Genomic DNA, 13,913 nt, shown 5'->3' on the forward strand with positions numbered 1-13,913 from the left:
TCCCAAAAGGTAACGGAGGCGCGCTATGGTTCCCTCAGCCTGATTGGAAACCAGGCGTCGAGTGCAATGGCATAAGGGAGCTTGACTGCGAGACCGACAGGTCGAGCAGGTGCGAAAGCAGGTCATAGTGATCCGGTGGTTCTGTATGGAAGGGCCATCGCTCAACGGATAAAAGGTACTCTGGGGATAACAGGCTTATCGCGTCCAAGAGTTCACATCGACGACGCGGTTTGGCACCTCGATGTCGGCTCATCGCATCCTGGGGCTGGAGCAGGTCCCAAGGGTTTGGCTGTTCGCCAATTAAAGCGGTACGCGAGCTGGGTTCAAAACGTCGTGAGACAGTTTGGTCCCTATCTGCCGTGGGCGTAGGAGAAGTGAGAGGATCTGTCCTTAGTACGAGAGGACCGGGATGGACGCACCGCTGGTGTACCAGTTGTCTCGCCAGAGGCATCGCTGGGTAGCTATGTGCGGAACGGATAACCGCTGAAAGCATCTAAGCGGGAAGCCAACCTCAAGACGACTTCTCCCGGGCGCAAGCCCCTGAAGCCCCCTCGAAGACGACGAGGTCGATAGGCCGGAGGTGTACGCGCTGTGAGGCGCTCAGCTGACCGGTACTAATAGGGCGTGCGGCTTGGTCTCCCTTTTCTCAGGTCGTAGGCGACCTGCTCGAGGTCGAGATCGAATTCCTTCGAAGTACTCAGTGGATGTGCGGCCCTCTGCGGCCCCGCGGTGCGGTGCTCTTCTTTTCCCTTCGTAGCGGTTGTCGAGAGACCTCGTGGTCTCACGTTCTTTCAAAGGTTTGCGGTGGCTATATCGGTGGGGTCACACCCGTTCCCATCCCGAACACGGTAGTTAAGCCCACCAGAGCCGATGGTACTGCACCGGAAGCGGTGTGGGAGAGTAGGTCGCTGCCGCATCTTTTCGTGCCCGCCAGAGCATCCGCTCTGGCGGGCTTTTTCTTTTGGCGCGCCCGGCCCGGCGCGGCGCGCGCCTCAGCTGACCGGGGCGCCCGGCGGCAGCCGCCGCAGGCGGTCCAGGTGGCGCCGCTCCTCCTCGAGCGCGCGCTCCGCCGCCTCGCGCACGTCCGGCGGCAGCGGCCGCGCCAGGGCGCTCGCGTAGACGTCGCTGGCCAGGCGCGCGTTGCCGCTCAGCGTGGCGACCAGGTCGGCGGCTCGCGGCCGCCGCCGGGGCGCCTCGCGGGCGCCGATGGCGGCGCCGCGCACGTTGGGGCGGATCTCCGGCGGGCAGGCGCGGCGGCGCGCGAACGCGTCGTGCAGGGCCAGCGCGCGGCGCTGGTGATCTGCCTCGAAAAGGGTCAGCTCGTGGCGGAGCGCGCCAGGCTCGGCCGCGGCGATCGCGGCCGCGTACGCCGTGGCAGCATCCACCTCCAGCTGTAGCAGGCGGCCCAGCTCGACCAGGGTATCGGGTGTGCTCATCCAGATGCCTCCACGGAGAAGCTGCGGACGCGGTCCACGTCGAACGACCCCTGGCCGGAGGCGTCGCCGCTCGCTCGCGCGGGCTGCCGCCGTGGCGGCGAGCGCAGCTTCCCTCGCGGCGCGGGGCGGTGCACCATCCCGGCATGCCCCGGGTGACCGCGATCGAGATCGTCGAAGACCGCAGCGCGCAGGCGCGCCTGGACGAGGGCTTCCTGCACCTGCGCCGGCTGCGCGCCCGGAACCGGCGCGCGGACGGGAGCGCCTCGCCCGAGTACCCCATCGACGTGATCGACCGCCCCGCGCTGGACGCGGTCGCGGTCTGTGCCTGGGCCCGCACGCCACGGGGCGTCGAGGTGCTCACCCGGCGCGGGCTCCGCCCCGCCGCCTACTTCCGGCGCGGCAAGCGCGCCGCCCTCCCGGAGCCCGAGTACCTGCTGGTGGAGGAGATCGTCGCGGGCGTGGTGGAGCCGGGCGAGACCGGCCTGGCCGCGCTGCAGCGGCGGGGCGCGGACGAGCTGCGCGAGGAGGCGGGGCTGGAGGTGGTGCCCGGCGCGCTGCAGCCGCTGGGCGGCCCGTTCTTCCTGCTCCCGGGGATCGCGTCGGAGAAGATCCACCTGCTCGAGGTCGAGGTGGCGCGCCCGCCCGTGGACGGACCGTACGAGGCCGAGGGCGACGGGGACGGCTCGCCGCTGGAGGAGGGCGCGCTCCTGGAGTGGCGCGTGCTCGGGGCCGCCGTGCGGGCCTGCGAGGCGGGCGAGATCGAGGACGCCAAGACGGAGCTCGCGCTCCGCCGCCTCGCCGCCCGGCTCGGCGTCGCGCTCGTACCGCCGGACGAGCCCGCCGCGGCCAGCCGGCGCTGACCGCGGACGTCCGCTGGCGCGCCCCCGCCGGCCGGGGCGATACTCCCGCGCATGCCCGCCCTCCTGCTCGCGCTGGCGCTCGCCGCGGCGCCGTTCCCCGCGCCCCGCCACGCTCCGGTCACCGAGCGCACCCGCTGCGACAGCGGCGCGGTGCTGTCCGGCGACCCGGCCCGGGGGCTCCTGCGCGTCACCACGCCCGCGGGCGTGGTGACGTTCCAGGTCGGGCCCGACGTCCCGGTCTTCGATCGCGCCGGCAGCCCCGCGGGACCTGCGGTGGCGCTCGCGCACGGGCGCCGGGTCCGGATCTGGTACGTGGTGGACGCCGGCGCGCAGGCCCAGGAGATCGAGGTCCAGTAGCGCGGACGCGCGGGCGAGACGCGAGGGGCCCGGCAGGACGGATCCCGCCGGGCCCCGGTGCTGCGCGATCGCGCGCCGCTACTGCGCCGGCGCGGAGATCGGGTGGACCTTCGCCACGTCGGCGAGCGTGCCCGGCCCGTGGCAGGTGGCGCACTGCGCGTCGCCGGTCTGGTTCCCGCCGGTGTGGTTGCAGTCGCCCATCACGCCCGGGCCGCACTTCTGCGCGGCCGAGCCGTCGAACTTCACGGTGTCGTGGCAGGAGGTGCACACCGCGATGGTCTTCGGCGTGGTGCCGCCGGCCGGGTTGATGGTGTCCTTCACGTCGGCGCCCAGCGGCAGCTGGTAGCTGGTGCCGGCGTGGCACAGCGCGCAGTTGCCGATCTGGTTCGGGAACTCGAGCGGGAAGACGTTCGCCGAGCCGCCGAAGCCGTAGATCGTGACCTCGTTCTGCTTCATCTCGGAGGCGTGGATCTGGTGGACGAGCACCTTGAAGTCGATGGGCTCGACCGTGCCGCCGGCGGGCACGCGGGCCGCGTCGGTGCCGGCGGGGTTGTGGCAGACCACGCACACCTGCGTGGTGCCGTTGCGGTTCTGGCCGTGCGCGCTGAGCACGCTGTGGCACTTGTTGCAGTTCTCGACCGCGACGACCGTCCGGCGCGCCTGGCCGGCAGCGCCCGCGGCGGTGAAGTACTTCACGTCGTTCGTCACCGGCACGCGCAGGAACTGGCCCGCGTTGAACGGATCCGCGATGGCGGGGTGGCCCTCCAGCGCGACCGTGAACTGGTCCACGCCCGCCGGCAGCGCGGTGGGTGAGGTCACCTGGTAGACGTTGGTCTGGCCCGCCACCGGCGTCGCGACGCCGCCCGCGGCGGCGGTGAGCGCGTTGATCTGGACCGGCTGGCCGTTCTCCCCGGCGCCGGCGTTGTCGTACTCGACCGACGGCCAGCCCACGTCGATGAACAGGCGGCTGGCGTTGCCGTGCGTCCACGGCTCCGCGTCGAGCGCCATGGCCGCGCCGTTCTGCAGCACGCGGTACTGGACGATCGGGATGCGGTCGGCGCCGACGGTGACGCCGACGATCTCGTACTTGTAGGTCGCGGCGGCGGCGGCCTGGGGCACCACGTGCACCTTGTCCGGGCCGAGGTTGCTGCCGGCGGCGTGGCAGCCGGCGCAGTTCGCCGTCGCGTTCACGCCGAACGGGTGGTTGCAGGCCGCGGTCTCGACGTGGCCCTGCGTGCAGTCGGCGGAGGCCGACGCGTCGAAGCGCAGGTTCGAGTGGCAGGACGCGCACGCCACCGCGGACGGCTTGTTCTTCCAGTCGTCCGCGTTCGCGCCCGAGTGGCAGGTGGTGCAGTTGCGGATGTTCTGGGGGAACGTCACGTCGGCGTAGGAGTGGTCGGTCTGCCGGAAGCCGACGATGTGGTAGCCCGCCTGGCCGGAGTGGATGCGGTGGATCATGTTCCGGAAGTCGATGGTGTTCCCGGACTCCGGATCCGCGTAGGTCGTGCCCTTGTCGCCGGCGTGGCAGGTCATGCAGAGCTGCGTGCCGATGCGGCGGTCGTGCGCCTCGAGCCGGCCATGGCAGGCGTTGCAGGCGGCGTCGGTGACCGTCTCGTACTTCGCCGCCGTGCCGCCGCCCGGCACGAAGTTGAACGTCGCGCTGGCCGGGTAGGCGACCTCGGCCGCCGGCGTGCCCTCGCTCACCGTCCGCGTGGCCCAGATCCCGACCGTGTGCGTCCGGGCGCGCTCGCGCTTGGCGGCGTCCGTGGTCGGCGCCGAGAACGTGTACGTGTAGACGCCGTTGCCCTGGGCCGCGAGCTGGCTCGTGGGGAACGGCCCGGTGGGCGGCTCGGTGCGGGGCTGCACGGCGGAGCCCGACGGCGTCTGCGCCGTCCCTCCGGCGTCGGTGTACGGCTGCGCGTTCACCGTGGTCTCGTAGTAGTGCGTGTAGGTCCCGTCGTCCTCGAGCTGCCCGAGCGAGAAGCGCGGGCTCATGCGCGGCGCGGGAGGCGTGCCGGTCGCCGCGGCGTTCGCGATCTCGGCGAGCAGGTCGATGGGGTTGCCGGCGGCGTCGGTGACCTTGAACGTCACGGTGGGATTGCCGGTGGCCGGGACGTCGGCCGACTGGATGGTGATGTTCAGCTGGCTCGCGGAGGCCCCTCCACCTCCGCCCCCGCCGCCTCCTCCGCCGCCGCCTCCTCCAGGTCCCTTGTCCTTGCGCCCGTCGCCGCATCCGCCCGCCGCCGCCATCGCCAGAAGCCCGCCGATCGTTCCGACGAGCGCCAATCCACGCCACGCCTTTCCCATGTTGCCTCCCAGGCTCCGTGTCGGAGCCGTGACGCCCCGTCCCCGCGCACACGCGTCCGCTGCGAGCCTAGCCGCGCTCGTTCCAGGGTGAGTCGGTTCGGCGGGGGCGGCACCCCCTCGCGGTGGGAGAGCCACATGCGGGCGGGGACCAGGAGAGCGGGCCCGGGGCCGGCACGGGCCCGGCGAGCCGCCCGCCGGCACGATTCCGGAGCAGGCGAGCCGCCGCACACGTAGACTCGCCTCGGAGGCGACCTCACATGGCCAGACAGCCCCGCGCCCGCGCCGCACGCGGCGCCCGCACCCGGATCGAGCGCGACACGATGGGCGAGATGACCGTCCCGGCGACGGCCCTCTACGGCGCCCAGACCGCCCGGGCCGTCGAGAACTTTCCCATCTCGGGCCTGCGCGCCCATCCGGCGTTCGTCGACGCCACCGTCCGCATCAAGCTCGCCGCCGCGCGCACCAACGCCGGCCTAGGCCTGCTGCCGCGGCGGAAGGCGCGCGCCATCGAGCAGGTGGCCCGCGAGGTCCTGGCCGGCCGCCACCGCGACCAGTTCGTGGTGGACGTGTACCAGGCGGGGGCCGGCACGTCGCACAACATGAACGTGAACGAGGTGCTCGCGAACCGCGCCGCCGAGCTGCTCGGCGGGCGGCGCGGCGACCGCGCACTGGTGGACCCGAACGACGACGTCAACATGGCGCAGTCCACCAACGACGTGGTGCCCACCGCCATCCGGCTCGCCGCGCTCGAGCTCGCGCCGGAGGTGATCGCGGCGCTCTCGGCGCTCGCCGGCACCTTCGACGCGAAGGCGCGCGCCTGGGACGGCGTGGTGAAGTCCGGGCGGACGCACCTCATGGACGCGACGCCCATCCGGCTCGGGCAGGAGGTGTCGGGGTGGGCCGCGGCGCTGGGCGCGGCGGCGGGCCGGGTGCGCGACGCGCTGCCGGAGCTGTCGGTCCTGGGCCTCGGCGGCACCGCGGTGGGCACCGGCCTGAACGCGGATGCGCGCTACCGCGCGCGGGTGGTGCGGGAGCTGGAGCGGCTCACCGGCGTGCCGCTCACGCCGGCACCGAACCCGTTCTACGCGATGCAGTCACTGGCGCCGTTCGTGGCGCTGTCGGGGGCGCTCCGCACCGCGGCGCTGGAGCTGCTCCGCATCGGCGGCGACGTGCGCCTGCTCGGGAGCGGCCCGAACACCGGGCTGGGCGAGCTGCGCCTGCCGCCGGTGCAGCCCGGGTCGTCGATCATGCCGGGCAAGGTGAACCCGTCCATGGCGGAGATGCTGGCCATGGTCTCGTACCAGGTGGTCGCCCTCGACGGCGCGGTGGCGTGGGCCGCGAGCGGCGGCCAGCTCGAGCTGAACGTGATGATGCCGCTGGTGGCGTTCGACCTGTGCCACGCGCTCGACATCCTGGCCCGCGCGGTGCGCGCGTTCGACGCGCGCTGCGCGCGCGGGCTCGAGGCGGACCGGGAGCGCGCCCGGCACTACGCCGAGCGCACCGTGAGCCTCGCCACCGCGCTGGCGCCACGGCTCGGCTACGCCGGCGCGGCGGAGATCGTGAAGGCCTCGGTGGCCACCGGCCGGTCCATCGTCGACCTCGCGATCGAGAAGGGCGGCCTCACCCCGGCGCAGGCGCGCCGCGCCCTGGACGCCGCCCGCCTCACCCGGCCCGGCCGCGGCTAGTCCCTGGTATCCTCCCGGCGTGCGCACCCGCCTCGGCGAGCTCCTCCTGCGCGCCGGCGCGTGCACGCCGGCGGCGATCCGCGACGCGCTCGAGAACCAGGTCATCTTCGGCGGCCGGCTCGGGACCAACCTCCTCGAGCTCGGTGCGGTGGACGAGGGCGCGCTGGCGCGGGCGCTCGGCCAGCAGCACGGGGTGCCCGCGCTGTCCGGCGAGGTGCGGCTCGAGCCGGAGGCGGTGGCCGTCCTGCGCGCCGAGGTGGCGGACCGCTGCGACGTGGTGCCGTTCCTGCTCGCCGGGCGGCGGCTGGCGGTGCTGGCGGTGGATCCGTCCGACCTGCGCGTGCTCGACGAGGTGGCGTTCGCGGCGGGCCGGGAGGTGCACGCGCTGGTGGCCCCGGAGGCGCGCGTCTGGGCGCTGCTCCGGCGCGCCTACGGGATCGAGCGGCAGCTCCGCGGCATCGAGGTCGACTTCGACTCGGTCCGCCGCGCCGCGGGGCCGGCCCGGGTCGCGCCGGCCGCGCCATCGGGCACGCCCGGGTCACCGGGGTCGCCGGCCGCGGACCTCATGACCGAGGACGACTTCGACGCGGTCTACGGCCGCACCGGCGCGTTCGCGCTCGCCGGTGCGGCTCCGGCGCGCGCCGCCGGCGAGGAGCTGCCGGAGCTCCCCGAGGAGGCGATCCTGGAGCTCGAGCCCGCCGACGAGGTGGCGGCGCCGCCGCCCGAGGTGCTGGCCGCGCTCTCGGGCCGCGCCGGCCACGCGCCGCCGGCCCGGCTCGTCCCCGCGGCGCCGGCGCGTCCCGGGCCGGAGCCGTCGCCGCTCGACTTCCGCGAGGCGGTCCGCTTCCTCGAGGGCGTGGAGGAGCGCGGCGCCATCGCGCGGACCGTATTGCGCCACGCGCGCTCGCGGTTCCGGCGCGCCCTGCTGCTCACGATCCAGCACGGCGCGGCGCGCGGGTGGGCCGGGATGGGCGACGGGGTGTCGGCCGACGCGGTGCGCCGGCTGCGGCTGCCCCTCGGCGCACCCGGGATCGTCGACACCGTGGTCCGGACCCGGGCGCACTTCCTCGGCCCCATCCCGAAGACGGAGGCCAACGTGCTGCTGCTGAAGCGGCTCGGGGGCGGGGTGCCGGCGAACGCGCTGGTCCTGCCCATCCTGGCGCGCGGCCGGGTGGTGAACGTGTTCTACGCCGACGCCGGCCGCGGGGGCCTGGTGGACGCCGGGGCCGTGGGCGAGCTGCTCATCCTCGCCACGCGCATCTCGCAGAGCTACGAGGCGCTCCTCGCCCGCGTGCGCTGAAGAGCACGTGAACCAACCCCCTCCCGTCGCCGCGGCGGCCGATCCGCGTCGCATCGCGTCGTTGCTCCTCCCTCACATGCCGACGGGCATGCTCGGTCGTCGCGCCTCGCGCTGCTCGCGCCTCGACCGCCTGGCTCGGTCCGGGGATGGATTCGCGCGCTCTGAGCCGACCGGCGCCCGCCGTGGCGCGGGACGGCGCGGGCGGTTTGCGCTAACGTCCGCGCGCATGGCCGCCACGCTGCACTACTTCATGCTGCCCGACGACGAGCGGGCGCTGTTCCGCCACCTCGCCCGGCGCGAGCTGACCGCCTACCCCGAGCTGATCCCGCCGGGCTACCAGCCGGTCCGCGTGGACGAGGACGCGGTCGAGGCGCTCGACCAGCCCGCCTACTACCTGGCGGTGGAGCGGCTCGGCCCGGTGATCGTGCACCCGCTGAAGCGCGGGCCGGACAAAGGGATGCTGGTGATCGAGGAGGTCCCGTCGCCGGTCTTCCACTACGAGCGCTCGGTGCGGAACGACGCCGGCGAGCTGGTGGCGGGGCGGCTCTGGGCGGAGCTGGACGTCACCGACGATCCGAACGACCGCAAGGGCAAGCCGCGCGCGCTGAAGGGCATCTTCGAGGAGGTCCACCAGCTCTTCCGCAAGAGCTGGCGGCGCAGCGATCCCAAGGGCTACTGGATCGGCCCCCACGCCGCGGCGGCGCTGAAGCGCGGCGAGCTGAGGCTGCGCGAGGCAGGTCACAAGGGCGGGCTGGTGGCGGTCTGGAGGTGACCGCGAGCCTGGGCGGCCTCGCCCGGAGGCGGGACGGAACGCCGCAGCGCCGTGGGGCGCCGCCGGCCCGCCGGCGCGGTTGACGGGCGGGGGCGGGACCGGTACACGGAACGCTTGACCGTGACCCTTTTTGCCCGATATAAGGCCGCCCTCGTCGCGGTCCTCGTGGCCGTGCCGGGCATCGCCCTCGCCGAGGTCAAGGTGGCGGGCGCGGTGCTCCCGGACGGCGCGGTGAAGGTCGCGGAGAACCGCTACCGGGTTCCCAAGACCTACGAGGAGACGATCCGGTTCTTCCGTCAGACGTACGGAGCCCGGTTCGCCCGGCGGCCGATCGCCGATCAGCCTGGCGTGAAGGCCGTCCACATCGTCAACCCGGAGCCGCGGCCGGGGCAGTGGGAAGGGCTGAACGTGTACGAGCTCAAGGGCGAGGTTCGCGTCTTCGTGCTCGTCAGGAAGGGCGATTGATATTGGGGGATCGTCTAACGGCAGGACGCCAGACTCTGGATCTGGCTATCTAGGTTCGAATCCTAGTCCCCCAGCCACTTTGATGTTCCTCGGCGTTGACTGCCGCTTCGTCCGAGGATAGACATGCAGCGCTTCGTGGCCCGTTAGTCTAGCGGTCAGGACGTCGGCCTCTCACGCCGAAAACATGGGTTCAAATCCCGTACGGGTCACCATCTGTGCCCCGCCTCCTTCGTCCGGGAGGCGGGGTTTTTCTTTTCCCGGCGGTGAGCGCGCGCGGCGGCGCACGCGCAAGTCCGGGCCGCGGCGCGGCCGCCTCCGCGCTGCGCGCCGGCCGCTGCCCGGCTACCCGAGCTTCTTCTGCAGGGCCGCGCGGACCTGGGCCGCGTCGGCGGCGCCGCCGGCCTCGCGCATGACCGCGCCGAGCAGCACGCCGAGCAGCTTCTTCTCGCCGGCGCGGTAGCGGGCGGCCTCGGCCGCGTGCGCGGCGAGCGCCTTCTCCAGCGCGGCCTCGAGCGCGCCCGCGTCCTCGCGGCGCTCCAGCCCGAGCGCCTGCATGCGCGCCTCGGGCTCGCCACCGCGCGCGGCGAGCTCGCCGAGCAACGTCTTCGCCGCGGCCGGGGTGAGGCGGCCGGCGTCCACCAACGCCGCGAACCGGCCGAAGCCGGCGCCGTCCAGCGGGAGCGCGGCGAGGTCGCGGTCGCCGGCCAGGCCGGCGAGGTCGTTGAGCAGCCACTTCGCGGCGGTGGCGGGCCGCGCGCCGGCGGCGATCGCGGCGTCGAAGTACGCGGCGGTGCCGGGATCGGCGGCGAGGAGGTCGGCGTCGTCGGCGGGGAGCCGCAGCGCCGAGAGGTAGTGCGCGTGGCGAGCCGCCAGCGCGGGGTTCGCGGCGCGGAGCTCCGCGCGCGCCTCGGCGCGGCTGCGGCGGGGCGCGGCCGGGGCCGCCGGCGCGGCGGCGGGCTCCTCGCGGCGCGGCTCGCGGGCGCGGCGGGGCGCGGCGGCGGCCTCGCGGGCCCGCGCGCTCCAGGTGTCCTTCAGCGTGATGGTCCGGTTCCACACCGGGGCGCCGGGGACCGAGTCCACCGGGTCGGCGAAGAAGTAGCCCTGGCGGAGGAACTGGTAGCGGCTGCCGGGCGCGGCGTCGCGGAGCGCCGGCTCGACGCGGGCGCCCTTCGCGACCGTGAGCGAGTCCGGGTTGATCGTCGCGATGAAGTCCTCCTCCGCGTCGGGCTGCTCGACCGCGAACAGCCGGTCGTACATGCGGACCTCGGCCGGGACCGACAGGCCCGCGTGGACCCAGTGCAGCGTGCCGCCCGCGCGCCGGGCCGCGCCCTCGCCGGTCCGCGAGGCGGGATCGTAGGTGCAGCGCAGCGCGCGCACGTCGCCGTCCGGGCCGCGCACCACCTCGTCGCAGCGGATCACGTAGGCGCCGGCCAGGCGGACCTCGCGCCCCGGGGCGAGCCGCTTCCAGTCCTTGGGCGGGTCGAGCGCGAAGTCGTCCCGCTCGATGAACAGCTCGCCGCCGAACGGCACCTTGCGGCTGCCCCCGCGCTCCGGCTCGCCGGGCCACCAGGGCAGATCGAGCTCCTCGACCTTGCCGGCGGGCCAGTTCTCGATCGACACCGCCAGCGGGTGGATCACCGCCATGGCGCGCGGCGAGCGGCGCTCCAGGTCGGCGCGGGTGGCGAACTCGAGCTTGCCGATGTCCACCAGGCTGTTGTTCTTGGCGACGCCGATGAGATCGGCGAAGTCGCGGAGCGCCTCCGCCGTCACGCCGCGCCGGCGCATCCCGGCCACGGTGGGCATGCGCGGGTCGTCCCAGCCCGACACGCGCTGCTCGTTCACGAGCCGCAGCAGCTTGCGCTTCGACATCACCGTGTAGCCGAGCGCGAGGCGCGCGAACTCGTACTGCCGCGGGCGCGGGTCCCAGGGGCCGGTGTGGTCGAGCACCCAGTCGTAGAGCTCGCGGTTGGACTCGAACTCCAGCGTGCAGATGGAGTGCGTGACGCCCTCGCAGGCGTCCTCCAGCGGGTGCGCGAAGTCGTACATCGGGTAGATGCACCAGGCGTCGCCGGTCCGGTGGTGGCGGGCGTGGCGGACTCGGTACAGCAGGGGATCGCGCATGAGCACGTTGGGGTGGCTCATGTCGATCTTCGCGCGCAGCACGGCCGCGCCGTCCGGGAACTCGCCCGCCTTCATGCGGCGCAGGAGGTCCTGGTTCTCGGCGACCGGGCGGTCGCGGAACGGGCTGTTCACGCCGGGCCGGTCGAAGCTGCCGCGCTGCTCCCGGATCGTCTCCTGCGACTGCGTGTCCACGTAGGCGAGCCCCTCGCGCACCAGGCGCTCGGCGCAGGCGTACATCCGGTCGAAGAAGTCGGAGGCGAAGTAGAGGTGGCCACCCCAGTCGCCGCCCAGCCACCGGACGTCGTCCTGGATCGCCTCGACGTACTCGGTCTCCTCGGTCACCGGGTTCGTGTCGTCGAACCGGAGGTGCGTTCGGCCGCCGTAGGCCCGGGCCAGCCCGAAGTTGAGCAGGATCGACTTCGAGTGGCCGATGTGGAGGTAGCCGTTGGGCTCGGGCGGGAAGCGGGTGACCACGCGGCCGCCGTTCCGGCCGGCGGCCAGGTCGGCCTCGACGATCTCCGCGAGGAAGTTCCTGGGGCGAGGGGCGTCGCTCATGCAGCCAGAGGTGGTATCCCACCGGGGCGAGCCCCGCAACCTCGCGCGGCGCCGCGCGAGCCCGGCCAGCTACCGGACCGTCAGGTCCACGCCCTCCACGCTCCGGTCGGCCACCACGGTGCAGGCGGAGCCGGGCGCGATCGCGCGCAGCACGCCCCGGAGGCTCACCGCCCCGGCCTCGAGCGACACCGCGGTGATGTCGCCGTCCACCCGGGAGCCGGACGCGCGATCGACCCGGCCGCCGAGCGCGACCACCTGCCGGACGACGTGGGCGCCGTCCTCCAGCCGCACCTCGCCGCCGACGCTGACCGCCTCGCCGGCCTCGCCGCCGCGCTGCACCACCACGTTCCCGGCGAACGCCACCGCCTTCTCGACGTGGGCGCCCGCGCGCACGATCACGTCCCCGTGCACGCCGACCGCCTCGGTCACCCGCTCGCCGGCGGCGATCACGAGGTCGCGATCCTGGGCGAACCGGCCGGCCGGGCCCACCCGGACGCGGCAGGTGTCGTCGGCGCCGAGGGCCGGGAGGGCTGGAAGCAGGAGGGCGGCGAGGGTGGTGGCGGCGAGGCTGGCGCGCATGGAGGGCTCCGGGCGAGTGCCGGATCCTACGCACGGGCCCCGCCCGTATTTCAGCCCGGCTCGCCGGCGATCCGGAGGGCCTCGTCGAGGCGCTTCAGCGTCTCGTCCTTCCCGAGGATCTGCACCACGTCGTACATGCCGGGGGAGGCGGTGCCGCCGGTGAGCGCCACCCGGACCGGCTGCGCCACCTTGCCCAGGCCCACCCCGCGCCGCTCGGCCTCGCCGTGGAACACCTGCTCCACCGCCTGGGTCTCGAGAGCGGGGAGCGCGGCGATGGCGTCGCGGACGGCCTGGAGCACCGGCCGCGTGTCGGCGGTCAGGAACTTGGCCTTCGCCTTCGGATCGAGCGCGATGGGCGCGTAGAAGTAGCGGAACTGCTGCACGTACTCGCCCAGCGTCTTGGCGCGCTCCCGCGCCACGGCGCAGACGTGCCGCAGCTTCTCGTCGTCTTCCGCGGGCAGCCCGGCCGCGCGGAAGTGCGGCAGCGCCAGCTTCGCCAGCTCCTCGGGCGAGCGCCGCTTCAGCCACTCGTGGTTCACCCAGGCCATCTTCTCCGGGTTGAACACGCCCGCGGTCGCGCCCACGTCCTTCAGGTCGAAGTAGCGGACGAGCTCGTCGAGCGTGAAGAGCTCCTGGTCGCCGTGCGACCAGCCCAGGCGGACGAGGTAGTTCACCACCGCCTCGGGCAGGAAGCCCATGTCGCGGTACGCGGTGACGCTGGTCGCGCCGTGGCGCTTGGAGAGCCGGGCCTTGTCCGCGCCCAGGATCATCGGGAAGTGCGCGAACGTCGGCACCGGGTAGCCGAGCGCCTCGTACATGAGGATCTGGCGCGCGGTGTTGTTCACGTGGTCGTCGCCGCGGCCGACCAGGTTGATCTCCATGGTGATGTCGTCCACCACCGCGCCGAAGTTGTAGAGCGGCACGCCGTCGCCGCGCAGGATGACCTCGTCCTGCAGCGTGTCGTGCGGCGTCGAGATGACGCCCTTCACGAGATCGTTCCAGCTCGTGGCGCCCGCGTCCGGCACCCGGAAGCGGACCACGTGCGGGCGCGAGGGGTCGTAGGGCTTGTCGCGGCAGGTGCCGGGGTACCGGAACTGGCGCTTCTCGGCCTCGGCCTGCTTGCGCTGCGCGTCCAGCTCCTCGCGCGTGCAGTAGCACGCGTACGCCTTGCCCTCCCGGATGAGTCGCTCGGCGTGCGCCTTGTAGAGGTCCAGCCGCTCGGTCTGGAAGTAGGGCGGGTGCGGCCCGCCGACGCCAGGGCCCTCGTCCCAGTCGAGCCCGAGCCAGCGCAGCCCGTCGAGGATGGCGTCCACGGCGAGCTGGGTGGAGCGCTCGCGATCGGTGTCCTCGATGCGCAGCACGAAGGTGCCGCCGTTGCGCCGCGCCCAGAGCCAGTTGAAGAGCGCCGTGCGGGCGCCGCCGATGTGGAGGTAACCGGTGGGGGAGGGGGCGAAGCGTACGCGAGGCTTGTCCATG

Annotated in this window: 11 protein-coding genes, 2 tRNA genes and 2 rRNA genes (1 of these 15 running past the window's edge); 10 read left to right on the top strand and 5 right to left on the bottom strand. The window is 73.7% G+C overall.

Annotation, left to right across the window (positions count from 1 at the left end):
• Together A2CP1_RS06725 and rrf are read left to right on the top strand one after the other, a co-directional pair.
• A 23S ribosomal RNA gene (locus A2CP1_RS06725) occupies positions 1–639 on the top strand; it begins 2,341 nt to the left of the window's first position.
• 161 nt (positions 640–800) lie between these two features.
• A 5S ribosomal RNA gene (gene rrf / locus A2CP1_RS06730) occupies positions 801–917 on the top strand.
• A gap of 75 nt (positions 918–992) precedes the next feature.
• Here the strand turns inward: rrf and A2CP1_RS06735 are convergent.
• Entirely contained in the window at positions 993–1,436 is a 444-nt protein-coding gene (locus A2CP1_RS06735; protein ID WP_012632658.1) for a hypothetical protein, read from the bottom strand.
• 143 nt (positions 1,437–1,579) lie between these two features.
• Here A2CP1_RS06735 and A2CP1_RS06740 point away from each other — a divergent pair, with 143 nt between their 5' ends.
• Positions 1,580–2,296 carry an NUDIX hydrolase gene (locus A2CP1_RS06740; protein WP_012632659.1) on the top strand — a complete coding sequence of 239 codons (717 nt, stop codon included), beginning with the start codon at positions 1,580–1,582 and terminating at the stop codon, positions 2,294–2,296.
• A 51-nt stretch (positions 2,297–2,347) separates the two neighbouring features.
• Positions 2,348–2,653, top strand: a complete 306-nt coding sequence (locus tag A2CP1_RS06745) for a hypothetical protein (protein ID WP_012632660.1) — start codon at positions 2,348–2,350, stop codon at positions 2,651–2,653.
• Between the two features lie 78 nt (positions 2,654–2,731).
• On the opposite strand, the gene A2CP1_RS06750 is transcribed toward A2CP1_RS06745, so the two are convergent.
• Entirely contained in the window at positions 2,732–4,960 is a 2,229-nt protein-coding gene (locus A2CP1_RS06750; RefSeq protein ID WP_012632661.1) for an OmcA/MtrC family decaheme c-type cytochrome, read from the bottom strand.
• A 257-nt stretch (positions 4,961–5,217) separates the two neighbouring features.
• Here A2CP1_RS06750 and A2CP1_RS06755 point away from each other — a divergent pair, with 257 nt between their 5' ends.
• From A2CP1_RS06755 to A2CP1_RS06780, 6 genes are all read left to right on the top strand, one after another.
• Positions 5,218–6,645, top strand: coding sequence for an aspartate ammonia-lyase (locus A2CP1_RS06755; RefSeq protein WP_012632662.1), 1,428 nt, complete (start codon positions 5,218–5,220; stop codon positions 6,643–6,645).
• Between the two features lie 19 nt (positions 6,646–6,664).
• Entirely contained in the window at positions 6,665–7,945 is a 1,281-nt protein-coding gene (locus A2CP1_RS06760) for a cyclic di-GMP-binding domain-containing protein, MshE-related (RefSeq protein WP_012632663.1), read from the top strand.
• A 226-nt stretch (positions 7,946–8,171) separates the two neighbouring features.
• Complete coding sequence (locus A2CP1_RS06765) at positions 8,172–8,717, top strand: hypothetical protein (protein ID WP_012632664.1); 546 nt, start codon at positions 8,172–8,174, stop codon at positions 8,715–8,717.
• Positions 8,718–8,837: 120 nt separating this feature from the next.
• Positions 8,838–9,182, top strand: a complete 345-nt coding sequence (locus A2CP1_RS06770) for a hypothetical protein (RefSeq protein WP_012632665.1) — start codon at positions 8,838–8,840, stop codon at positions 9,180–9,182.
• Positions 9,183–9,185: 3 nt separating this feature from the next.
• Positions 9,186–9,259: transfer RNA gene (locus A2CP1_RS06775), tRNA-Gln, on the top strand.
• Positions 9,260–9,319: 60 nt separating this feature from the next.
• A tRNA-Glu gene (locus tag A2CP1_RS06780) sits at positions 9,320–9,394 on the top strand.
• A gap of 130 nt (positions 9,395–9,524) precedes the next feature.
• Here the strand turns inward: A2CP1_RS06780 and A2CP1_RS06785 are convergent.
• The 3 genes from A2CP1_RS06785 to gltX all read right to left on the bottom strand — a co-directional run bounded on the left by A2CP1_RS06785 (position 9,525) and on the right by gltX (position 13,912).
• Positions 9,525–11,858, bottom strand: a complete 2,334-nt coding sequence (locus tag A2CP1_RS06785) for a glutamine--tRNA ligase/YqeY domain fusion protein (RefSeq protein ID WP_012632666.1) — start codon at positions 11,856–11,858, stop codon at positions 9,525–9,527.
• 69 nt (positions 11,859–11,927) lie between these two features.
• Complete coding sequence (locus tag A2CP1_RS06790) at positions 11,928–12,437, bottom strand: hypothetical protein (RefSeq protein WP_012632667.1); 510 nt, start codon at positions 12,435–12,437, stop codon at positions 11,928–11,930.
• Positions 12,438–12,487: 50 nt separating this feature from the next.
• Positions 12,488–13,912 carry a glutamate--tRNA ligase gene (gene gltX, locus A2CP1_RS06795; RefSeq protein WP_012525308.1) on the bottom strand — a complete coding sequence of 475 codons (1,425 nt, stop codon included), beginning with the start codon at positions 13,910–13,912 and terminating at the stop codon, positions 12,488–12,490.
• Position 13,913 lies beyond the last annotated feature (1 nt).

This window comes from Anaeromyxobacter dehalogenans 2CP-1 (assembly GCF_000022145.1).
GTDB classification, from domain to species: domain Bacteria; phylum Myxococcota; class Myxococcia; order Myxococcales; family Anaeromyxobacteraceae; genus Anaeromyxobacter; species Anaeromyxobacter dehalogenans.